The following is a 21,828-nucleotide window of genomic DNA, read 5'->3' on the forward strand; positions in this document are numbered from 1 at the left end:
GGCAAATATAATTTAATATTATTAATTAAATAGCAAGACCCCAATAAAAAAGGTGACATTGCAAAAGAACACTCTATATGAGTTGTTTTATTCATTAATAAACAAAATAAGTGCGAACTTCACTACTGCATGGTATTTTGCCATACACTCGTGTAGTTCGCACCCAAATAAAATAATAAATATCTTAAGGCTTTATCCCAAGAACGAAATCAGTACACCCGCCGCTACCGCAGAACCGATAACACCGGAAATATTACTGGACATACAGTAATTCAATACATGATTCTTAGGGTCGTACTTAGTAGCAATATCATTGCAAACACGGCTTGCCATAGGTACTGCACTCAGTCCGGTTGCACCGATCAGCGGATTGATCTTCTTTTTACTGAAGCAATTCACTAATTTCACGAAGAAAATACCACCTGAAATAGACAATGCGAATGCCAAGAAGCCACCCACAACTATACCGATAGTCGTCCAGTTCAAGAAAGCGGTACTTGTCATGGTAGCACCAACACTCAAGCCTAAGAATATAGTAGCCGCATTCATAATGCTGTTTGCAGCTGCATCAAACAAGCGGCTGGTATCGGAACCTATTTCCTTGAGCAGATTACCGAACATCAACATACCCACCAATGGTACTGCAGTTGGCACGAAAAGAGCTACAACCGTCGTAACAGCTATAGGGAAAATAATCTTCAATACACGCAGGTTCTTAATCTCTGTTTTTGTCGGATAGAGTTTCTCCTGTTCTTTCATATTAATCATCAACTCCTTCTTGCTACAAAGCAGTTTCACAACCAAAGGAATGATAACCGGTACTAGTGCCATATAAGAATAAGCAGCAATAGCAATCGGACCCAGCAAATGAGGAGCCAGTTTAATCGTCGTAAAGATAGCCGTCGGACCATCAGCACCACCGATAATACCCAATGCAGCAGCTTCCTGTGGAGTAAAACCAATCATTACTGCACATAACAATACGGTAAAGATACCCAACTGTGCAGCCGCTCCAAAGATAGAGAGTCGTAAGTTACGGAGCATCGGACCAAAGTCTGTCAACGCACCTACACCCATAAAGATGATAGGAGGCAAGAAACCGGTCTTAATCAACATATAATAGATGAAGTTCATTAGTCCGAGGTCGTGCGCAATCTCGTGCAACGGCATCTCCCAAATGTTCTTCAATGCCCCGTTCACCATGACCATTCCGTTTTCATCTGCTTGAATCACTCCCATGTCACCACCGGGAAAATTGGCAATAAGCACACCGAAAGCGATGGGCACCAATAACAGCGGTTCGTAGTGTTTCTTAATACCTAAATAAAGCAGGATGAAAGCAATGGCATACATCACGAGGAACGACGGATCGGCAATGATATTGCTGAACGCCGTCATGTCATAGAGTTTTGCAAATATTTCTTCCATTATCCTATCTTCATTAATACATCATCTTCAGAAACAGAATCACCCGAATTGACGCAAATGGCAACAACCGTTCCGGCAAAGTCGGCACGAATGGCATTGTACGTTTTCATGGCTTCTATGTAGCAGAGAAGGTCACCTTGAGCTACCTTATCACCTACTTTAAGCGGAGTCTCCTGTGCGTTCTTAGTAAGAAAGAACTTGCCTTCCAATGGAGCGGGAACGTCTTGTCCTTCGCCAACGGGAGAGGTTACTTTTTCGGTTGCCGAAGCCGGAAGGTCGATATCACCGTAAGCTACCGTTACGCGGTAAGCCTGACCATCCACCTGTACGGTAAGTGTTTTAGGTTTGTTATCATCTTCGGGAGTCTTGTCACGCTCTTTGCGTTTTTTCTCAACGTCGGCAAGGAAGTCTTCTTTTGCTTTACCACTCATATAGGCTTCGTATTGTGCCGGATGCATGGCATATTCAAAGAGTTCTTCATCGTCATCGCCAAGTTCCCATTTATTCTCTTTCATCATCTTACGATATTTGTCAAGAGCGTCGGGATAGTTATCTTGCGGATTACCAGTGAAGAACTTACGTCCTTCGCGCTCTGCCTTCTCAATAATTTCAGGAGCCAGTTCACCCGGTAACTTACCGGCTTTACCGAGCAGCATATCCCAAATATCGTCAGCAATCATACCCCAACGTTCTTTGCCTTTTTCCATAGCGATAACATTCATCATCGCCAAGTTCTTGACATACTGGCTGAATGGGGTGACCAATGGAGGATAACCTACACGTGGCCATACGTATGCAACTTCGTTGAACAGCTTGATAAGCAGTTGATCTTGCGTCATGAATGGCAGGTTATGTTTTGCCTTATATTTATTGATAGATTCAAGGTTTGATTCTAAGTCAGCCATCAAGCTACCCATCATACCACCGGGAAGTCCGGGACCTATCAGTAAAGAATTCATCAAACGATTTTTCGGGCTGATATAGAGACCAAGGAAGTCGTCCATAAATTCCTGAATAAGAGAACGCACTTTCATGTATGCCTCCATATTGATTTCAGGAACCTGGAAGCCTGCATCTTTCAGCATAGCTTGCACGCTAAGTAAATCGGCATGTCCCGTACCCCAAGAAAGTGGTTCCATACCTACGTCGATGTAGTCGCAACCGGCTTCGCATACTTCAAGAATGCTTGCCATATTGAAACCCGGACCGGCATGGCTATGATATTGAATAGGAATTTCAGGATGAGCAGCCTTGATATTAGCAACGATCTTGCCCAATGACACCGGACGTCCGATACCTGCCATATCTTTGATACAAATTTCATCAGCACCTGCTTTAATAAGCTTCAATGCCATTTTGGTGTAATACTCTACCGTATGGATAGGAGAATGTGTGATACAGAGTGAACATTGTGAAATCATCCCCGCTTCCTTAGCATAACCTATAGAAGGAATGATATTACGCGTATCATTCAAACCACAGAATGTACGTGTAATGTCCGTACCTTGCGCTTTCTTCACTTTATAAAAGAGTTTGCGTACATCGGCAGGAACCGGACTCATGCGAAGGCCATTCAAAGCACGGTCTAACATGTGTGTCTGAATACCGGCTTCATGAAATGGTTTTGTCCATTCGCGTACAGCTTTATTCGGATTTTCCCCAAACAACAGATTCACTTGTTCAAAACCTCCTCCATTAGTTTCTACACGGGCAAAACAGCCCATTTCAATAATAGCAGGAGCAACTTTCACCAGCTGGTCAACACGAGGAACATATTTTCCGGCACTTTGCCACATATCCCTGAATACCAAGCTGAACTTAATTTCTTTTTTCATACTAAATTTACGGTGTGTGTTTATATAAGATTTTTATTTCAGATTTTTTCTACTTTAGCTACTTTGCCCTTGCCTTGCGTCACCACTGTGACGGCAGCACTAATAGCAGCCAATATATTGCCGGGGACAGGTGCGGGACCACCTGCACCAGATTTTGCCGGTACCACCTCTTCAGGTGCATATTTATTTACAAGTGCTATAAGACCTTTTCCTAAACAGATTACAATCAGCAGGATAGCGAAGACCGTTGTCATACCTACTATCATCAGCAGAATCGCCGTATTCAAGTTTTCCATATTATAAATTATTAGTTGTTTGATCGGTTTTACAAAAAATCGTTCGAAATTAGCGATAATCCGTAAAAAGTTAGCAGAAATAAAACCTAAAAAACACTAAATCAATATAAGAAGAATAGAAATACGCCTCTATTACAATTGTTTATGCATATTTTGTTTTTTATACCATCTCTTGTATTCTACTCTTTATGAATGTGATTTCCTCATCGTTTAATCCATACTTTTCATAAAGCTGCTCATCTATTTCGTCAATGGATTGATTCCAATCAATATCAGAGTTCTCGGTGAAATCTTGTAGAGGAACATTCTGCCATGTTCCTTTATTGGTATCCTGTGTCACTTTTAAAGTTCCAAGTAACGTTCGTGCAAATTTGGTTTTTATATATTTTAAAGCATTGGCAGCCTCATTCACAGTTTCAAAATCTCCTATAGCAATAAAAGATTGTGTATAACCAATTCCAGGTTCTGCCACTAAGGGATTAGACAGTACCTCACCTAATTGACCGGTATTATTAGTTTTCGGTAATAACACTTTATACTTAAACAGATTCTGATGTTCTAAAATATACTTTGGCTCTATATATCGGGTACAACGTACATTATTTATTAGCCCTATAATCTCAACCTGAGTATCTGATTCCCTATCCTTTTTAAATAGATCTAAAAGTGAAAAAATATTTGTAGTAAGCCGCTTTTCACGCCCATTGCTACCAATGAAATTCTTATAATCGGGATAATCTTGGTAAAGCACATCCAAACAAAACTTATTCTGCAAATAAATTGAGTTTGTTAGCGATTCAAAATTATCCATATTAATGACTTTCTTAAGAATTGAGTTTAATTCTGCATAATGCGTATATAACCCAATAACCCCAAAGTTTTTATCATCATCCTTATATGTAACCGCCACTCCGCCTTTCAAAAGTACATCCGGAAATACATCTGCTGATTTAGGATTATAATACTCAACAGATATATGCTCGTTATTCAACATCTTCCTATTCCATTGTTCAGGCGTCTTGCCTGCATTAAAAAGAAAACGAGCCGGCGTTATAAGGCATACTTTGGGAGACAGGCTATACGCTACATCCACAAACTTATAGTATATAGGCTTATCACTGGTATCTTTTGTATCAGTCTGATAGGGCGGATTACCAATTATCACATCAAATTTCATATCTTGCAATTCCTGTATTATCATTTCATTTTTTGTATCGTCTATTAAATCATAAGCAATAAAATCAGAGAAAATATTCTCTACCGGCAATCCAAGCAGAGCATAAACCTTACGAGTAAATTCATAAGCAAGGCTTGATGTCGGAATAGAATAAATATGGTCTTTTACTTTGTTGCCAAACCTTGCATAAAGCGCACTAGCGAATTCGCCATGCTTAGACCCTAAATCAAGTATCTTGGTATGCTCACTTATGTCGGATTCGGATAATATATTAACCATCTTTTCTGCCATGTGCATCGGGGTAACTACTTCGGAAGGCGATAGTTTACCGAACTTTCTCATTGCAGCTTCTACCCTTTCCTGTGGTTTCAGATCCTCGTCTTGCCCTTTTGAATTCAAATTCTGAATTTTATAATCCAACAGATTCATGGCTGTCGAATTGAATTTACGCTGAAAGATTTTCAGAATACTTAGCTTTAAACCTACGTTACGGGCAATGCGTTTATTATCAGCATTCAAATTGATCGCATCAATTACTTCTTCCAATGACTTTACATTAGAATTGGTAAGAAAGGCAAAAAACAAGATCTGTGCATAGTAGGTAGCTAACTTTTTACCAAGTAATTCTTTTTCTGTATTTTCCTGTGTATCGGGCTGTTGGTCATCGAAAGTATTATCGGCAGGTTCTCCACTTTCTCCTCCGTCAGTCGGTACATCCATATTGTCTTCTTCACCTTGACTTGGCTTTATATCCAAACCTTTGGATGAGTCTATAGGTGACAATGCCTCTATTTCACTCAGAATTGTCGGATCAGTAAATAGCGAATAGTCTATAGGGATTTCCATAGCCTCATCTTTCAAGCTCCTTTTAGCAGAGTACTCACGCACAGCATCCAGAATATCCGTCGCCACGACTTCTTGCAACTTATTTTTATTGAGTATAATGATAGGCGAAATGCGCAACTCTTCTTTTATGCGTTCTTCCAGTTTAGAGTTGCCGCTTTTATCCATATTCATATTGCAAACAAATGATTTCCTCTCCTGCAAACGGAACATCCTGTTTGGATCGAAATCAATCAGAAGGGTTTGTGGCTTCATGTTGTACTTGACAACTTCATTTTCAGCGTGTATATATTTACGTACATACTGGTTTTGCAGACGAAATATGGCTTGGTCATATTCTTGAGGGGAGGCACATTCTTTCAGAAAGAGCATGGTGTCCCATTGTTCCACCGTGCTGCCGGTGAGCATACGGTTCACGGTAAGCGTTAATGTCTTCTTACCTTCGGCTTCGCAACTCCGTATTTTCTCTTTTACAGATGAAGTATTCTCATAAGTTTGCTCATTTTCAACGCCGGAAATATTGACGATTTGGTAATCTCCGAGGTTCCTGAATTTATCTTTGTTGCAAGTAATCAAGTTTTCCAAAGCATCACAAGAAGCTCGGTAAGGCAGGACGCAGACGATGTTCCGGCACATTTTCCCTTCCTTAATCTTGTCATAATCTAAAAAGCCAAGTACATTCTCATCTTGTTTCGATCCGTCAATGACTTCCAGTAAATCCAGGATTTCCTGTTCATGTTTAAATATCCGATGCCCATGATTAGGAGAGGTATCTTTGCTGATAGATAACGGGCGGAATAACTCAGAGAAAGCATTCGTGACGCCGGATTTCTCCAATTCTTCCATTTTCTTAATAGAAGATTCATTGGGATTGAATGCAAAACGAACCATTTGAGGAAAACCAAAGTATGGATTATCCCATTCCTTCACATTGTCTTCCAACAGATGATCTTGATCCCACTTCTCCTGAATATTGACAATATCCGTATACTGGCAAAAGCCTATAATGTCTTCCGGCTGAAATTCACTGCCCATCAAAATGCGGTAAGGTGTACCGGACAAATGTAATCGAACGTTGGCTTTCAGAGCTTTCAGGGCCTCACTATCTTCATATTCATCTGCCAGATCTGCATCAGCACACTCCTGCTTCCATTGTGTTTTTGTAACAGTCAATACCTTTCCGTATTCTTCTGCTCTTGCACCATAATGGCTTTCGTCCACAATAAGCAAATCAATCGTTCGTTCGAATACTTCCTTATGCTTCGTTTTTATTTTCTTCCCCATCAAGTTCTGCAAAGTAAGGAAGAGCACCACTTTTTTGGTCTTCAGCATATTGGATAGTGCCTTCTTGCTTTTAAGCAGAGAAGTATCATCCATAAATTCGTATTCACCAAACCTTACATGGCTTTCAACAGCATATTTCCACTCTTCCTTCACATCCCCTTTAGCGGAAACAACAACGACAAGATTTGCGCCGGTCTCGGCAGCGCAGCACATAGAAGTAAACGACTTTCCGAAACGCATGACTGCATACATCAACAAATTTTTCCGCCCTTCTGCAACTGCGGCTTTATACCTGTCAATGACTTCTTGCTGATTCTTACGAGGAGGAAAGGTTTCTTCATCTCTATATCTATAAGTCAAGGGAACCCGACTTTCGTCAAAAGAGTAGAATTGATATTTATTATGATTGTTTTGAAAAGCAGATTTTATGTCGGCCAGCGCATCTTTTACATCATCGACTGTGGCATTCTCGAAAAATTCCTTTGAATAATAAGGAATATCTTTTATTGTATCCGGCTGAAGCCTGTTTAGTTTCTTCTCTCGCTCCAGGAAATTATGGATGGAGAAATCGCGGAAAAAGGTAGCATCATCCACTTTGGCTACTACAGAAAACCGCTCTACCAAATCCGGGAAGTGCTTGCGCCATTCATTCAACCGTTGCTCCAGGGGACGATAAGTATCGCCAACTTTCAGATAGTTGGGTACCGTTTGAGTAGAGAAAGCATATATATGTGGCTCAACTCTACCAACAATAAGTTTGTCTAATATGCCTGTATCAACAATCATATATTTATTTTTTTAGTAGTGATACAAATTTTACCGTCTTCCCGGCATTCCAGTCTTTAATCTCGCAATAGATTCCATTGTGTTGATGTACATCATTGTTTTTACACCCTTCGCATGATTGAATGGCAGTGTTTTCCGATTCGGATAAATCCCCAGCAGTTGCTTCGTTGCAGGTGCAGCTATTAGGAATGACAAACTTCAATCCGTCCATCTGCCAAATATTCCAAGAGATAATTTCAGCAATGTTCTTTAAATATTTAATAGAAGGCTTACTTCGGAATTTCGCTTGATAATGGTCTATAAAAGTGAAAAGCAGATTCTCGCGGGCAATAAGCAGGTTGTCACCTTGCCACTCATAGCCATAAATACTTTGAAAGGCTATGATTGCCCATTTACACCACGCCTTTTTGGTGCTTAGATTTTCAGAGACAACACGTAGCTTTCTATCCAGAAGTCCGATTCTATCTGCAACTGCTATAGTTTCTCCGGTAATGGCATCATAGCGGCTTGCTAAATAAGGAGCTTCTCCACAGGTGATTTCCATGCGCATGTTTTTCACATAGTCTTGCCAGGTTTTTCCATCTGCTGTGGGAAAGGGAATAGGATTCAAATTGGTTTCCCAATGGTTATCTATTTCATGATTAAAAAGTCCCTCAGCGCCAAACCAAGCATTATCTACCAAATTGTTTTGTTGGTTACATAGCCATGAGGGTGAAAAGACTTCAGCTTTTCCCCTGGTACGGGTTAATTGTTCTTCTTTACTTTTACTGACTCTTGGCTTGATGATATCACCATTTTTACCTGTGACAAGTTTGCATTGAATAGGAGCGGAAGCCTTGTATTCTTCGCCCATAAATATATAATTATCTGTAGCCCAGAGTATATTTTGATTCGAACTGTTATCGTGCAGCAGAATAGGAAGTAATTCTCTATCATACTTGATGATATCATTCTCTCTTATGTCAACAAGGTTCTTCGAAACCATATTTATATGTACCGTAGTTAATCTTTATATGCAAATATATGAATTATTATGTGATGAAAAGGTGAAAAAGAGAGGAAACATTAAAAGAAATAGCCCCGTGCTTCCCAAAGGAGGTTGCACAGGGCTATTTACTATAAGCGAAACGTCACTGAAGACGGAAGGCTGAGGGGATTATCCCAAAGGATTATCGTTCTCGTCACCTGCACCACCGGTATTTCCGCTCTCATTACCGGAGGTCTTGCCCCACTCCTCCCAACAGATATTGCTATCTACCATACTGCGGGTGGTAATCTTACTATTAACGTCGCGTTCAACCTCGGGAATAAAACGGACACGCACCCCTACTATCTGGGAAGCACTTACTTCTTTAGCGGTTTTTACTCCTTGCTTATTTGCAGCAGCCGTATAATAAAAGGTACCAACTCCGTCTATTTTCACCGTACGTCCTTGTGCCATATAAAGAGAAAGTACATTTCCCAGATTCTTGACGATGGCATACGCGTCACCACGAGTCGTAGTAGAAAGCAATGCCAATTGGTCCGCTACCTGATTGGTTGTAATAGCTTTACCCCATGTAATAGATTTAGGATACCATAAACCATTGATTTTTTGTTGATTTTTCTTGTAGAACATAATTAATAATGTATTAAGTAAATAAAAATAGTTGCAAGCGAACCAGTCATCACTGCTTTGACCGGTCAGGTTAAGGACTGACCGAGACCACATCTCTTTTAAGAAGTATAAGAAAGAATTTTATCGTGAGGCCTCAACGATTCAGTCTTTCGTTTCTCTCAGATTCGATGTTGCAAAGTTAGGGTGGGAAACAAAGAAAAGCAAGAAAACCGTCTCTACAACCATTTCAACCAATCTCCTAATTATCAACTGTTTAATAAATGTGCATCTCTACAAGGCAACAAAGACCTCAAAACGTGAAAAGTTATAGTCACCATGACCATCTCTACAGCCGATAAGCCTAACTCACTGATAATGAAGGACAGCATTCTTCGGTATCTCTACAATCTTCAATATCTCTACAAATTAAGGAAGAGTAACTATATAGATTATTCAAGAGTTTCCGAAGTTGGTTGAGAGACTTATATTTCAGTGCTCCTTTTTGGCTTTATCAGATATATGTTGTAGATTTGCAATGCTCTTTATCAAAAATACGTTAGGTGGGTGAAACCTGCCTATGATGTGGCAGGCATTTTTATGCCTGCTTACGTGCATTCTATATGGCGGTTTCGTACCCCCATGTGGAGTGTTAATGCACCTACTACCCCGCCTAGCGTGTTGGTGAAGAGCAATGGGACAGGCGAAACCGCTTCTTTTATTTCTATAAATCCACTCTTCCGTTCTTCCCTTTGAACCTTATTTATTCACCTATTCAAAAAATTAATGCTTATGGAAGCTATTTTGAACAATGAGCAGGTTCGCCCGGGGGACGAAACTCAGTTTATGCACGCAATCTTTACTTCAGACGAAGAAATGATGACCTTCTATCTTACGTTGAACCGTTTTGTTAATATGGGAACTTACTTTGTGCAGAGGCCGGATATTGAACGGTTGGAAAACCTACTCGTAACACTTGGAAAATTCCATTACTTTGTCAATCTTTTAGGTAGTTATCACACTTTAGGAATGAAGCAACTGATTGAGGGATTCGGAATGTACATAGCACAGCAGTATCTTTCAAGCAAAAGCCGCAGATGCACATCGGAAAATATTGGCTATCAAGTGGAATTCCTATTGAATCTAATGAAAGAGAGTGGCAGAGCCTAATTATTGTCCAATATCTTTCGGACACACATAGAGAACGTGAAGTATCTGTTGCAAATTATAAAGAAAACAGAATAACGAAGAAAGTCCCTCAAATATTTTTTCGAAAACGGGATAAGAGACACAAAAAGACATTTTCCTTCATCTAAGCACAAAAACCCTCGCCCAGAAGCACTTCTGAGCGGGGTATCCTAACATAACGACTGTGGTAGTCTGACATAACGACTGAGGTAGCCTCACATAACGACAGAGGCAGCCTGACATAACGACTGAGATACCCTCTATAATAAACAGTAATAAGATAACTCTAGAAAATAGCAAAAAAAAATGCTTCCACCAGTATTTTTGTATAAAAATATCATTTTGCGAATTACATATCCTCCATCGAATACCTCCGATACTCCACCTTGTATTTCTTCAGATTTCCCAGCACTTTTTGCGCTTTCCGCTCCAGTTCCAGCAAGGAGATCTTTCTTGGGTTTACTTTGACTTCGGCAATGCGTGCCTGGTGGTCTATCCTATTTACGGCAACAATATCTATTTCGTTCTCCCCTTTTCCGTCCCACCAATTGCCTATCAGCGAAAAGCGTTCTTCCTCACGAAATCGCTGCTGGAAGTAGCGTTCCAATACCCAACCTGAATAGACACTGTATCCTTGCTCCACAATCTCAAGCAACAAATCCCAACGGTGACTTTCTACCAAGTCCAGATTGGGATAAATGAAGCGGAACCAGAACTGCAGAAAATTATCGTTCAGTTGATACTTTACTCCCCTGCTGCGTTCGGACGCAAAAACAGGACGAAGCTTGCGCAACAACGAATAATTGATTTCCAGATTGCGCAAATAAGCACTCGAAGTAGTATCAAGTACAGAATCTATCTCACCGGAAGTATTTTTACCATCGGGCACCAAACTCAATATGGAGTAAAATATGCCGCTTTCTCGACGAAACTCCAAATTAATGAGGTCGCTCCCCTCCATCAAGAAAGGCATATATAAATTGGTGAAATACGCTAACATCTGCTTTCAGGTAAAATCTTCATTTTTGCAAGAAGGTCAATAATTAGGAGAAAATATACTTTAAAGTAGAAAGAGTAAACGATTAAATAGAACCGCAAGTAATAAGGTTAATCCGCATCTCCACCTTATATTTGTCCCACAATTCCTGCATATCGGAAAAAATGCTCTTGCGAACGTAGAAGGACTTCTGAAATTCATCAATCACCCAATTAAGATGCTCACGGGTGGCATAAAAGGACAAAATCTTGTTCACTACGCAATATATCCAGCTATCCTTCTCTTCCCTAAACCCCATATAATATTATATATCATATAGTTACATTTTATAATCCACATTATAATAACGGAGATTATAATACAAAGGCAATCTTTTTTCAAATACAGTCTATCATTATTCTCCATTAGCTTAACGGGGAACTACTATAGAGCGAGATTGAAATGCAGTTTTTCAAATTAGTCTTATACATTTATGTTGCACAAGAGCAGAAACACACAAGAAAACTTATATTTGCCATATTAATAGAAATAGCGATTTGTCTTTTCCGACTGAAATTGTACAAAGAACCATATACATGAAAACAGAAAAACTATTAGTAGACAAAGACTATCAATTACAGAAAACGGGAAGTTGGACATTTGTCGAAATACCGGAGATTGCGATGCCTAAAACTCCCTTTGGGATGCTAAAAGTATGCGGTAAAATAGATCAACACGAATTACCCAAAGCAACCTTGATGCCTATTGGGAACGGTAATGTAGGTTTGCCGATAAAGGCTGCAATAAGGAAAAAAATAGGGAAGGAAGCTCCTGACACAGTACATATTACTCTATACGAAGATAGTGCAACACTGATAATTCCGGAAGAGTTACTTCTATGTATGAAGTACGAAGACGGAGCATTGGAAAAGTTTGAAGCTTACAGTGACGGTCAGAAAAAGGCATTTATCGATTGGATTAATTCCGCCCAAACCGAACAGACCAAAGTAAACCGGATAGCTAAAACCATTACGATGGTGCAAAACGGAGAGAGGTTTTATTAGAGTGGATGACATCAGCACTCACACACAAACACATCCAGCGTCTCCCCCTCCTTGAATAAAGTTTCGTCCGTTTGCAGCAGTCGTTTCTTCAAGCGGAACTTTTGCTGTGACACTGAGGCAGAAGAAACAGCGGTAAGTGTAGCTATCTGTGCATTCGCAAATCGCAAGCGCATCAACAAGCAAAGTTGCAAATCGGCAGGAGTAAGTTGGGGAAAGCGTTCGGAAAGACGGGTGGTAAAGCCATCATATACGCGATCCGTCAGTTGTTGTAAGTGATTATAATCAGCATCAGAAAGGTATTTGGGTTCACAACGGAGACGTTTCATTACCTCGTCATCGTCTATCAGCGTAGAGGTGAGCACCTGTACTTGTGCATCCAGTCGACTGGCACGTTCACCCTCTTTTTTTAGTAATTCCATTTCACGAGGCAGAGAACGCTTTTCATACTTTTCGAGACGCGTACGAAGGTTTTCATTTTCTTCTTGCAACTGGTTGCCGTGCTCCATAAGGTTCATCAATGACTGACTCACTTCTTCCCGTTCATCATCCGTCAGCGACATTTCCTCCAAGCACTCCTGCAATTCATTTTTTTCAAGCTGATTATTGCGCAAGCGTTGTTCATTCTCACTTAGATCGACCAAATAGCGACGGTGCTTACGGTCATTTACGAACTTTATATTCCCGATGGACAACCATACGTTCAAGCCTATCATCAATGCGGTGAATGCGCCCCATAGGAATTGTTTCCGCTTGTCAGCGGGCACCATGCGGACACGCTTTCCCCCGGAATGTTCTTTTACTTGGTCATATTCACGGTGCAGGTCAGAGATCAAATGAGCGGTCCGGGCACTATCAGCCTTACCGGCATGCACCAGCGAGTCGGCATGGCAAAGGGATTGTTCATAATTCAGTAAAGTCTTATCGGCAGGGGATGAACAGGCTGTCAGTACTAAAAGGAAAGTAAGAATAGAAAGACACGCAATTTTTATCATTAGTTTACGTTCGGTTGTTTCGAGGAACAAAGATTGTGAAAATAATTCGAAAACAACAATTATTATCAAAAAAAGTGTAGATTTGCATCATCATAAAAGCATGATGCAATATGAGGCACATAATTACTACTATATTCATATTGATTAGTTCAACTATATTTGCCTATAATACACCTCAGGCAACAGATAGTTTGCTGTCTATACTAAAAACATCCGACTCCCCCAAACATAATATCCAAATATACAGAAACTTAGCAGATATTACACTCAATCCTTCTGAAATAAAACAGTATTTATGGAAAATGTATCAAGAAGCATCAAAGATTGAGGATCGGAAGTGCATGATGAATGCACTCCACGACATTGTGATTGAAGAAATTAAAGCAGACCAAAAAGACTCCATCGTAAAATATACTAATTACTTAAAACAAATAGCCACTCCGGAGGAACTTAAATATTTATTGCCTTTTTATCGCATGCGCCTTTTCGATTCATTATGCTATACCGAAAAAAGAGATGAAGTTATCAAGGATGAATTAAGTTTTTTAGATAACGATACAAATGAAGCAAACGACATTTATAAAGAAATTGCTTCTTCATACATCATAGGAGATAGTTTTTATATGAACGATCAATATGAAAAGTCTATACCATATCTGGACAAAGCTGCAAAACTAGCCGAGTCATTGCCTAAAGATATAAAATTTATCTATCTGAAATTTATCATCTGGCGACAGGCTCTCGCCCATGCTCAAGCTCAGACAAACAAAGAATCTATCAAACTAATAGAAAAACTCATTGCACTTGAAGATGATAAATTTAATACCGATTACCAAACACATCGTCCATTTTATCACATAGAATTAGACTTACTCCAACGCTATTCCTTTATATCCACTCATTTGTCTTTCCTTACAATAGAACAGGAGGAATATTATTGGAACAGAATCCAGGAAATAGGTAAATCATTGACTGATATAGCTGATAAATACAATTATTACCTTTGTCTCAATAATTACTATTCCAATAGTCGTACTAAAAAGAACATTCCCAAATCCATAGCAGCTAATGATTCTCTTATTAAATTTGCTCACAAACTCGCCCCTCAAAATCTTCCCGGTCTTTACTATGTAAATTCCATACTTTTTGAGGAGTCCAAAGATTACCCCAATGCCCTGAAGTATCTGAAGATTTCGTATCAGATACAAGACTCATTGACCACAGAAACAACCAACAAACAGCTGAATGAGTTACAAGTAAAATACGATCTCAATACACTCAATAACGAGAAAACAATGTTGGAGATGAGAAACAAACAAATCTTACTTGTTTCTCTCACTATCCTACTGATTGTCTTAGTCACCATCAGTACCTACTTCTACTTTTCCTGGAAAAAAGAAAAGAGAATGAAGATGGAGTTGAAAGTTCTTCATGGAAAGGCACAAGAAAGCGAGAAGATGAAACAAGAGTTCATCAACTCCATTTGCCATGAAATACGTACCCCACTCAATGCCATCGTAGGTTTTTCAGACCTAATAATGAATGATGATATTGACATAGAAATGCGCCGGGAGTTTCCCGCAGAAATACAAAAGAGCACAGCCCTACTGACAAACCTTGTCAACAGCATGCTGGAAGTAGCCAATCTGGATGTTTCCGAAGAAAAGCTACCCTGCCAGTCCACAGATTTAAGAAGTATCTGTGTTCAAAAAATGGAACAGCTTAAAAGGAAAGACGGTATAGAATATAAATTGGATATCGCTGAAGATAGCATGTTCATTATAACAAATGAGCAATATCTGACTCAAGTCATTGAACATTTACTGGAAAATGCGAATAAGTTTACCGAAAAAGGGCAGATATCTTTAAACTATCAAAAGAATGAAGCACTGAAAAATATCACAATTTGCATTACAGATACAGGTTGCGGTATCCCCAAAGAAAGACATGAGAACGTATTCGAACGTTTCTACAAACTAAATACTTTTATTCCGGGTAATGGATTGGGATTGTACCTTTGCCAACTTATCATCAAGCGACTTGGCGGAGATATTAAAATTGATTCCGAATATACGGAAGGTACACGCATGATCGTAACATTACCGATCAACTAAGTAAACTTCATTACGCCCATTATTCAAAGCATAACTAAAGAGAAAGGGCTTTATCAATATAGATTTCACTAAATTGATAAAGCCCTTTCTTTATTTATAAGCTATCGCGATTTATCAAAATTCGCTCGTAAAGTGGAACTTGATATTTTTGAAGTCCATCTGTGCCATTTGCAATACGTATCCGCTATCGGCAAGAAATACATCCCTACCCTCACGGTCTTTTGCCATATACTGGTATTTACGTTTTTTGAAAGCTTCCAGCTCTTCAAGATCATCACTCTCAATCCAGCAAGCTTTATATAAACTCAGCGGCTCCCAACGACATTTAGCACTGTATTCATTCTCCAAACGATACTGAATAACCTCAAACTGCAACTGGCCTACCGTACCGATAATCTTACGCCCGTTAAACTGATTGACAAACAACTGTGCCACACCTTCGTCCATCAATTGGTCCACACCTTTGGCAAGCTGCTTCTGCTTCATCGGGTCTGCATTCTCTATATATTTAAACATCTCTGGTGAGAAGCTTGGCAGGCCACGGAAATGAAGCATTTCGCCTTCAGTCAATGTATCGCCTATCTTGAATGTACCGTTATCCGGCAAGCCTATAATATCTCCCGCCCATGCTTCATCTACCGTTGTCTTGCGCTGCGCCATAAACTGAGTAGGCGAAGAAAAACGTACTGTTTTACCATGGCGTACATGATAATAAGGAGCATTACGCACAAACTTACCGGAACAAATCTTGCAGAAAGCAATACATGAACGGTGGTTCGGGTCGATATTAGCTGTAATCTTAAAAACAAAACCGGTAAACTTAGGTTCATCGGGCTCTACTTCACGCTCTTCAGCATTTACGGGACGAGGACTCGGAGCTATCTCCACAAAGCAGTCCAACATTTCCTGAACACCAAAGTTATTCAGTGCCGAGCCGAAGAATACAGGAGCAAGTTCACCTTTCAGATATTCGTCTGTCTGAAACTCCGGATAAACTCCGTCAATCAGTTCCAATTCACCACGTAACTTTTCTGCCAATGATGTACCGATCTGTTTGTCAAGTTCTTCAGTATGAATATCTACCTCTACCTTCTCCGTCACAACCTGCTTGGAAGGCTGGAAGAGGTTCAGGTTATGTTCATAGATATTATATACGCCTTTAAAACGGATACCACTTTCAATAGGCCACGTCAACGGACGAACGTGGATGGAGAGTTCTTCCTCCAACTCGTCCAGCAAGTCGAAAGGATCTTTCGCTTCACGGTCCATCTTATTGACGAAAATAATAACCGGCGTATTGCGCATGCGGCATACTTCCATCAACTTACGGGTTTGTGTTTCCACACCTTTTGCACCATCCACCACGATAATAACACTATCCACAGCAGTAAGTGTACGGTAGGTATCTTCGGCAAAGTCCTGGTGACCCGGAGTATCAAGGATATTAATCTTATAGTCCTGATAATCGAATTCCATCACAGAAGTGGTAACAGAGATACCACGCTGTTTCTCGATATCCATCCAGTCTGATGTTGCCGTTTTCTTTATTTTGTTGCTCTTCACGGCACCCGCCACCTGAATTTGTCCACCAAAAAGCAGTAACTTCTCGGTCAACGATGTCTTACCGGCATCCGGATGCGCGATAATCGCAAACGTTCGTCTACGTTCTATTTCGCTGTTATTAGCCATATTAAATAATAATCATTATAATCACTTTTCTAAATTCTCTATGCAGACGGCAAGGCTTGTTTCCCAATGAGGGATTTCTATGCCGAATGTATTTTTTATCTTTGTTTTATCAAGTACGGAATAATTAGGACGTGGAGCTTTTGCAGGAAATTCATCGGTATGCAAGGGACTTACTTTGCATGTTGTTATGCCTGCTATGCGATGTATTGCCAAAGTAAAGTCGTACCAAGAGCAAACTCCTTCATCGCTAAAATGATAAACACCCGGAACAATGCCCTGATTGATTGCCGCAAAGATGACACGTGCCAAGTCATTAGCGTATGTAGGCGTACCTATCTGGTCGAAAACAACCCCCAGTGTTTCACGCTCACGTCCCAAGCGAAGCATTGTCTTTACAAAGTTATTTCCATAAATGGAATATAACCATGCAGTACGGATAACCATCGCGCGACTGCAATTCTTCATCACTGCCTGCTCGCCTGCCAACTTAGTAGAACCATATACAGAATTAGGACAAGGCGTCACCTCCTCTGTATAAGGGATATGTCCCGTTCCATCAAATACATAATCAGTAGATACCTGTATCAATGCAGCACCACAAGCTTCGGCAGCAGCTGCCAGATAGCCGGGAGCCAAATGATTGAGCTTGTCGCAAAATTCCTGATTATCTTCTGCTTTATCCACCGCTGTATATGCAGCACAATTCACAATAACATCCACCTGATTATCTGCCACAAACGCACGTACTGCCTGCTCGTCGCAAATATCCAATTCCTGTACATCAGTGAAGAAATAAGCATGCTGAAGATTCTCCTGCGACAACACTCGCATCTCATTGCCAAGTTGACCGTTGGCACCGGTAACTAAAATATTCATTTAAAAAGTTATACTTTATATATTGATGTTACGATGAACAATTCTTTCTTAATCCAGTTCCAATTCACCCCGTTTCTCCTTGTCATAATAATTGGCAAGTAGTGAAATGAAACAGCTGATAGCTTCTATTGCCTTAGTAGTCCCCTGACTGATTTCCTTCTTTTGCAAACGCAGCAGCAATACCCCATAAAGAGCCTCAAAGCAAGTCTCCAACTCTGATTCTTGCTGACCATTCTTTTGGCGCAATTCTACGATAAAAGGCAATGCTTTAAAATAAGCGGCATTATAAAACGGATATTTAGTAGAAGCCAATAAAGCTACATGCAAATCCATCAAATTCTGAATAACATTACGATTGATTTGCAGATGTCCTTTCTCCACAACTCCCTCAGAGCGCATCATCTCAACAAGGTTTCCATACCATTCCTCCAATGCCGGATGTTCTTCTTCGGGATAACGGGAAATAATATTGCGACGTATTTCATCAATGTCGCACTTATTGGCACGAATCAAGTCCTCTACCTGCCACATATAAATAAGGTATTCGGCTATATTCTTTTCTTTCAGTTGTTGTGCTATCTTCATTCTGAATGGTCAATTATCAATTGTCAGTTATCAATTAATACAGTGATTCGCCCATCAATGTGAACACTAATCCGAGCGCAGATACCACAATAACAATACCTCCGATAATACGGTTCATTATCCAAATACCGCGCAAGTTGAATTGTGTACGTACTTTATTAACAAAAAAGGTAATACCAAACCACCATGCCAGAGCACCTAACGCAATAGCCAAATATCCGGTTACAGCCTCAAAAACCAATACCCCTTCACTAACAAAAGCAAAACGGGCAAAAAGACCAATAAACAAGAAAATGATAAGCGGATTGGAAAGTGTGACAGCAAAAGCTGTTATGAAGTTATGGAAGTATGATCCTTTATTAGTAGAAATAGGTCGAATGGATTGTACGGGATTACTGCGGAAAGTGTAAATTCCAAATGCCAATAGCATAATGCTGCCAAACAACTGCAAATAAAAAATATTTTTATTGACGTAATCGAATACAAAACTCATTCCGTAACCTGTCAACAAGGCGTAAGCAATATCGCTCAACGAAGCCCCGATTCCTGTTACGAAACCATACCATCGTCCTTTATTCAAAGTACGTTGGATACATAATACACCTACAGGACCCAATGGCGCCGACACAATGACGCCGATAATGAACCCTTTCCACAATATGTCAAATATGGTTTCTATCTGAATCATGGCTGCAAATATCGGACTTTTTTATGAGATGAACGAATAGTGTTAACGTTTTTTCGGTGGAAAAGGATTTTAAAAAGTAAAGATTATCACTTTTGAAGATTATTCAGTATATTTACCCCGAACATAATAACACTGCGAAATGAAATTATTGAAAAGCCCCCTAATCATTGTTTCTATTGCTGCACTTATGCTAGCAGCCTGTGGAACGCCCAAAGAACTGAGTATGATTCCCTATCCACAGTTCGAAAAAACCACTTCAAAAACAGTCAAACTTCCATCCATTGTCACCTTTACGGCCAATTTACCGAAAGCCGACATGGACGATTTGCTAGCTTATTTGCCAAGCTGCCCTATCCCAATGAAGTTCGTCGACAATAAATCGACTGACAGACCCTTTATTAGCATTAACGTTACTCCTGAGAGTTCTATTTCGGAAGAAGGCTACAACCTGGCAATAAATAAAAAAAGTGTAAGCATTGAGGCTAAATCTGCTACCGGTGCTTTCTATGCCCTGCAAACTTTGGCACAACTTGCCAGAAATGGGAAAGAATTACCCATCACCACTATCAAGGACGAGCCCCGGTTTCCTTACCGTGGCCTCCATCTGGACGTTTCACGCCATTTCTTCAATAAAGAGTATGTTATGAAGCAACTCGACCTCATAGCAACCTATAAAATGAATCGTCTGCACTGGCATCTGACTGACGGAGCTGGCTGGAGACTAGAAATCCCCGGCTATCCCCGTCTGACTGAATTTGCCGCTTGGCGAAAAGCTGCCAATCTGCAAGATTGGGGAAAATATGACCATCATTATTGCGAAAAGAATGAAGAAGGCGCTTATGGTGGTTATTACACCGAAGCCGATGTACGTGAAGTTTTGGAATATGCTCGCCTGCGACATATCACCGTTATTCCCGAAATAGAAATGCCGGGACATTCCAGCGAAGTGCTGGCTGCCTATCCCCAGCTTTCCTGTACAGGTGAGCCTTATACATCGGGAGAAGTTTGTATCGGCAATGAAGAAACATTCAAATTCTTCGAAGACGTACTGGACGAGGTTATACGCATCTTTCCTTCACACTATATACATATTGGTGGAGATGAAGCCAGCAGACGTCACTGGAAAGCATGTCCCAAGTGCCAACAACGTATGAAAGACGAAGGACTGAAGAACGAAAGTGAACTGCAAAGCTACATGATATCCCGAATAGAAAAGTATATCAACTCCAAAGGACGTGACATCATTGGCTGGGACGAAATCCTGGATGGTGGTCTAGCTCCTAATGCAACCGTAATGTCATGGCGAGGAACAGAAGGTGGCATCGCCGCAGCCCGCATGGGACATTATGCCATCATGACCCCTGAGAGTCATTGCTACCTAGATCATTATCAGGACGATCCTGAAACCCAGCCACTCGCTTTCGGTGCTTGTGTACCTATCGAGCAAACCTATTCATACAATCCTGCACCCGACACACTAGGTACAGAGGTCAGCAAATACATTTTAGGTGTACAAGGCAATGTATGGGCCGAATACATACCGACTTATGAGCATGGTGAATACATGATATACCCTCGCATCATTGCCCTGTCCGAAGTAGGTTGGACTCCATTAAAGAACAAACACCCCGAAAGTTTCAAGCGCCGTATTAACAACGAAATCCGATACATCAAGGCCAAAGGGTACAATCCATTCACCCTATCAGAGCTGGTTCAAACCAATCAAACAGTAGATTATGCTAAAAAGAGAATCATACTCTCTCTAACCTCCGAAAAGCATCCTATCGATATCCGCTATACAACGGATGGTTCTGAACCAACTTCATCTTCCAAATTATATAAGAAGCCATTTATCGTAAAAGATTCCATCCTGCTGACTGCCCGTCTGTTCGACAAAACAACTCCACTCGGCAAGAGCCTCCATCTACGTACCGATTATCATAAAGGTATAGGAAAGAAAATAACTTATGCCTCCCAAGGAGGATATTACCAACATAAGGAAGTCTACAAAGGTGGTGGTGATACAGGTCTGCTAGACGGACTTCGTGGTGGTAAAAGTTACATGGACGGACGCTGGCAAGGCTTCTGCCCCAACGATTTAGATGCTACTATCGACTTAGGCAAGACCACTCCCATTCATCGGGTAGTAGCCAATTTTATGCAAATCCGTACTCCGCAAGTATTCCTACCTGCCAAGGTAGAAGTATGGATATCGACAGATGGAAAAGATTTCACCCTGCTGGGAAGTGATAATTGCAGCGAAGAAGAAGCTAATAAAGATGTCATATTCCGAGATTTCGGCTGGATAGGCGCACCAGTTCCGGCACGCTATGTACGTTTCCATGCTATACAAGGAAAAAAGCAATTCTTATTCACAGACGAGATAGTGATTCAATGATTCTACTATTTTTTA

At 40.4% G+C, this 21,828-nt stretch carries 18 protein-coding genes; 5 read left to right on the plus strand and 13 right to left on the minus strand.

Features of this window, described 5'->3' with window-relative positions:
- Nucleotides 1-192: 192 nt before the first annotated feature.
- The 6 genes from Q1W14_RS12355 to Q1W14_RS12380 all read right to left on the minus strand — a co-directional run bounded on the left by Q1W14_RS12355 (nucleotide 193) and on the right by Q1W14_RS12380 (nucleotide 9,270).
- Entirely contained in the window at nucleotides 193-1,428 is a 1,236-nt protein-coding gene (locus tag Q1W14_RS12355; protein WP_300701826.1) for a sodium ion-translocating decarboxylase subunit beta, read from the minus strand.
- Nucleotides 1,428-3,263, minus strand: coding sequence for a biotin/lipoyl-containing protein (locus Q1W14_RS12360; RefSeq protein WP_300701827.1), 1,836 nt, complete (start codon nucleotides 3,261-3,263; stop codon nucleotides 1,428-1,430). Before Q1W14_RS12360 ends, Q1W14_RS12355 begins: the two co-directional genes overlap by 1 nt.
- Before the next feature lie 38 nt (nucleotides 3,264-3,301).
- Nucleotides 3,302-3,559, minus strand: a complete 258-nt coding sequence (locus Q1W14_RS12365; RefSeq protein ID WP_294586037.1) for an OadG family transporter subunit — start codon at nucleotides 3,557-3,559, stop codon at nucleotides 3,302-3,304.
- 160 nt (nucleotides 3,560-3,719) lie between these two features.
- Entirely contained in the window at nucleotides 3,720-7,649 is a 3,930-nt protein-coding gene (locus tag Q1W14_RS12370) for an Eco57I restriction-modification methylase domain-containing protein (protein WP_300701828.1), read from the minus strand.
- Nucleotides 7,650-7,653: 4 nt separating this feature from the next.
- Entirely contained in the window at nucleotides 7,654-8,634 is a 981-nt protein-coding gene (locus Q1W14_RS12375; RefSeq protein WP_300701829.1) for a restriction endonuclease subunit M, read from the minus strand.
- A gap of 171 nt (nucleotides 8,635-8,805) precedes the next feature.
- Entirely contained in the window at nucleotides 8,806-9,270 is a 465-nt protein-coding gene (locus Q1W14_RS12380; protein ID WP_300701921.1) for an HU family DNA-binding protein, read from the minus strand.
- A gap of 540 nt (nucleotides 9,271-9,810) precedes the next feature.
- Here Q1W14_RS12380 and Q1W14_RS12385 point away from each other — a divergent pair.
- Nucleotides 9,811-9,999: a hypothetical protein gene (locus Q1W14_RS12385; protein ID WP_300701830.1), complete on the plus strand. Its 189-nt coding sequence runs from the start codon at nucleotides 9,811-9,813 to the stop codon at nucleotides 9,997-9,999.
- 36 nt (nucleotides 10,000-10,035) lie between these two features.
- Nucleotides 10,036-10,413 (plus strand): hypothetical protein, encoded by a 378-nt coding sequence (locus Q1W14_RS12390; RefSeq protein WP_300701831.1) that lies wholly within the window; start codon nucleotides 10,036-10,038, stop codon nucleotides 10,411-10,413.
- Between the two features lie 367 nt (nucleotides 10,414-10,780).
- On the opposite strand, the gene Q1W14_RS12395 is transcribed toward Q1W14_RS12390, so the two are convergent.
- Nucleotides 10,781-11,431 (minus strand): DUF234 domain-containing protein, encoded by a 651-nt coding sequence (locus Q1W14_RS12395; RefSeq protein WP_300701832.1) that lies wholly within the window; start codon nucleotides 11,429-11,431, stop codon nucleotides 10,781-10,783.
- A gap of 82 nt (nucleotides 11,432-11,513) precedes the next feature.
- Nucleotides 11,514-11,726, minus strand: coding sequence for a hypothetical protein (locus Q1W14_RS12400; protein ID WP_300701833.1), 213 nt, complete (start codon nucleotides 11,724-11,726; stop codon nucleotides 11,514-11,516).
- Nucleotides 11,727-12,003: 277 nt separating this feature from the next.
- On the opposite strand from Q1W14_RS12400, the gene Q1W14_RS12405 reads away from it, so the two are divergent.
- The gene (locus Q1W14_RS12405) at nucleotides 12,004-12,471 is read left to right on the plus strand and encodes a YdeI/OmpD-associated family protein (protein WP_300701834.1); all 468 of its coding nucleotides are present in this window, start codon (nucleotides 12,004-12,006) and stop codon (nucleotides 12,469-12,471) included.
- Nucleotides 12,472-12,482: 11 nt separating this feature from the next.
- Here Q1W14_RS12405 and Q1W14_RS12410 read toward each other — a convergent pair whose 3' ends face one another.
- The gene (locus Q1W14_RS12410; protein ID WP_300701835.1) at nucleotides 12,483-13,463 is read right to left on the minus strand and encodes a hypothetical protein; all 981 of its coding nucleotides are present in this window, start codon (nucleotides 13,461-13,463) and stop codon (nucleotides 12,483-12,485) included.
- 110 nt (nucleotides 13,464-13,573) lie between these two features.
- Here Q1W14_RS12410 and Q1W14_RS12415 point away from each other — a divergent pair, with 110 nt between their 5' ends.
- Nucleotides 13,574-15,577: a HAMP domain-containing sensor histidine kinase gene (locus tag Q1W14_RS12415; RefSeq protein WP_300701836.1), complete on the plus strand. Its 2,004-nt coding sequence runs from the start codon at nucleotides 13,574-13,576 to the stop codon at nucleotides 15,575-15,577.
- Nucleotides 15,578-15,691: 114 nt separating this feature from the next.
- Here the strand turns inward: Q1W14_RS12415 and Q1W14_RS12420 are convergent, their stop codons facing one another.
- The 4 genes from Q1W14_RS12420 to Q1W14_RS12435 are packed head-to-tail and all read right to left on the minus strand — an operon-like array spanning nucleotide 15,692 to nucleotide 19,415.
- Nucleotides 15,692-17,266 carry a peptide chain release factor 3 gene (locus tag Q1W14_RS12420; RefSeq protein ID WP_300701837.1) on the minus strand — a complete coding sequence of 525 codons (1,575 nt, stop codon included), beginning with the start codon at nucleotides 17,264-17,266 and terminating at the stop codon, nucleotides 15,692-15,694.
- A gap of 21 nt (nucleotides 17,267-17,287) precedes the next feature.
- Nucleotides 17,288-18,142, minus strand: coding sequence for a dTDP-4-dehydrorhamnose reductase (gene rfbD, locus Q1W14_RS12425; protein WP_300701838.1), 855 nt, complete (start codon nucleotides 18,140-18,142; stop codon nucleotides 17,288-17,290).
- A gap of 48 nt (nucleotides 18,143-18,190) precedes the next feature.
- A complete protein-coding gene (locus tag Q1W14_RS12430; RefSeq protein ID WP_300701839.1) occupies nucleotides 18,191-18,727 on the minus strand; it encodes a DUF4924 family protein in 537 nt (178 codons plus the stop codon).
- 34 nt (nucleotides 18,728-18,761) lie between these two features.
- Nucleotides 18,762-19,415 carry a LysE family transporter gene (locus Q1W14_RS12435; protein ID WP_300701840.1) on the minus strand — a complete coding sequence of 218 codons (654 nt, stop codon included), beginning with the start codon at nucleotides 19,413-19,415 and terminating at the stop codon, nucleotides 18,762-18,764.
- A gap of 139 nt (nucleotides 19,416-19,554) precedes the next feature.
- Between Q1W14_RS12435 and Q1W14_RS12440 the strand changes: the two genes are divergently transcribed.
- Nucleotides 19,555-21,813 (plus strand): family 20 glycosylhydrolase, encoded by a 2,259-nt coding sequence (locus Q1W14_RS12440; RefSeq protein WP_300701841.1) that lies wholly within the window; start codon nucleotides 19,555-19,557, stop codon nucleotides 21,811-21,813.
- Nucleotides 21,814-21,828: the final 15 nt, after the last annotated feature.

Source organism: Bacteroides sp., from assembly GCF_030151085.1.
Taxonomy (GTDB): domain Bacteria; phylum Bacteroidota; class Bacteroidia; order Bacteroidales; family Bacteroidaceae; genus Bacteroides.

Excerpts from the sequence above, each read along its gene's own strand:
- Q1W14_RS12360 (WP_300701827.1), bottom strand. The coding sequence starts at position 3,263 with ATGAAAAAAGAAATTAAGTTCAGCTTGGTATTCAGGGATATGTGGCAA.
- Q1W14_RS12370 (WP_300701828.1), bottom strand. The coding sequence starts at position 7,649 with ATGATTGTTGATACAGGCATATTAGACAAACTTATTGTTGGTAGAGTT.
- Q1W14_RS12435 (WP_300701840.1), bottom strand. The coding sequence starts at position 19,415 with ATGATTCAGATAGAAACCATATTTGACATATTGTGGAAAGGGTTCATT.
- Q1W14_RS12440 (WP_300701841.1), top strand. The coding sequence starts at position 19,555 with ATGAAATTATTGAAAAGCCCCCTAATCATTGTTTCTATTGCTGCACTT.
- Q1W14_RS12415 (WP_300701836.1), top strand. The coding sequence starts at position 13,574 with ATGAGGCACATAATTACTACTATATTCATATTGATTAGTTCAACTATA.
- Q1W14_RS12420 (WP_300701837.1), bottom strand. The coding sequence starts at position 17,266 with ATGGCTAATAACAGCGAAATAGAACGTAGACGAACGTTTGCGATTATC.
- Q1W14_RS12405 (WP_300701834.1), top strand. The coding sequence starts at position 12,004 with ATGAAAACAGAAAAACTATTAGTAGACAAAGACTATCAATTACAGAAA.
- Q1W14_RS12375 (WP_300701829.1), bottom strand. The coding sequence starts at position 8,634 with ATGGTTTCGAAGAACCTTGTTGACATAAGAGAGAATGATATCATCAAG.
- Q1W14_RS12365 (WP_294586037.1), bottom strand. The coding sequence starts at position 3,559 with ATGGAAAACTTGAATACGGCGATTCTGCTGATGATAGTAGGTATGACA.
- rfbD (WP_300701838.1), bottom strand. The coding sequence starts at position 18,142 with ATGAATATTTTAGTTACCGGTGCCAACGGTCAACTTGGCAATGAGATG.
- Q1W14_RS12410 (WP_300701835.1), bottom strand. The coding sequence starts at position 13,463 with ATGATAAAAATTGCGTGTCTTTCTATTCTTACTTTCCTTTTAGTACTG.
- Q1W14_RS12390 (WP_300701831.1), top strand. The coding sequence starts at position 10,036 with ATGGAAGCTATTTTGAACAATGAGCAGGTTCGCCCGGGGGACGAAACT.
- Q1W14_RS12395 (WP_300701832.1), bottom strand. The coding sequence starts at position 11,431 with ATGTTAGCGTATTTCACCAATTTATATATGCCTTTCTTGATGGAGGGG.
- Q1W14_RS12355 (WP_300701826.1), bottom strand. The coding sequence starts at position 1,428 with ATGGAAGAAATATTTGCAAAACTCTATGACATGACGGCGTTCAGCAAT.
- Q1W14_RS12430 (WP_300701839.1), bottom strand. The coding sequence starts at position 18,727 with ATGAAGATAGCACAACAACTGAAAGAAAAGAATATAGCCGAATACCTT.
- Q1W14_RS12400 (WP_300701833.1), bottom strand. The coding sequence starts at position 11,726 with ATGGGGTTTAGGGAAGAGAAGGATAGCTGGATATATTGCGTAGTGAAC.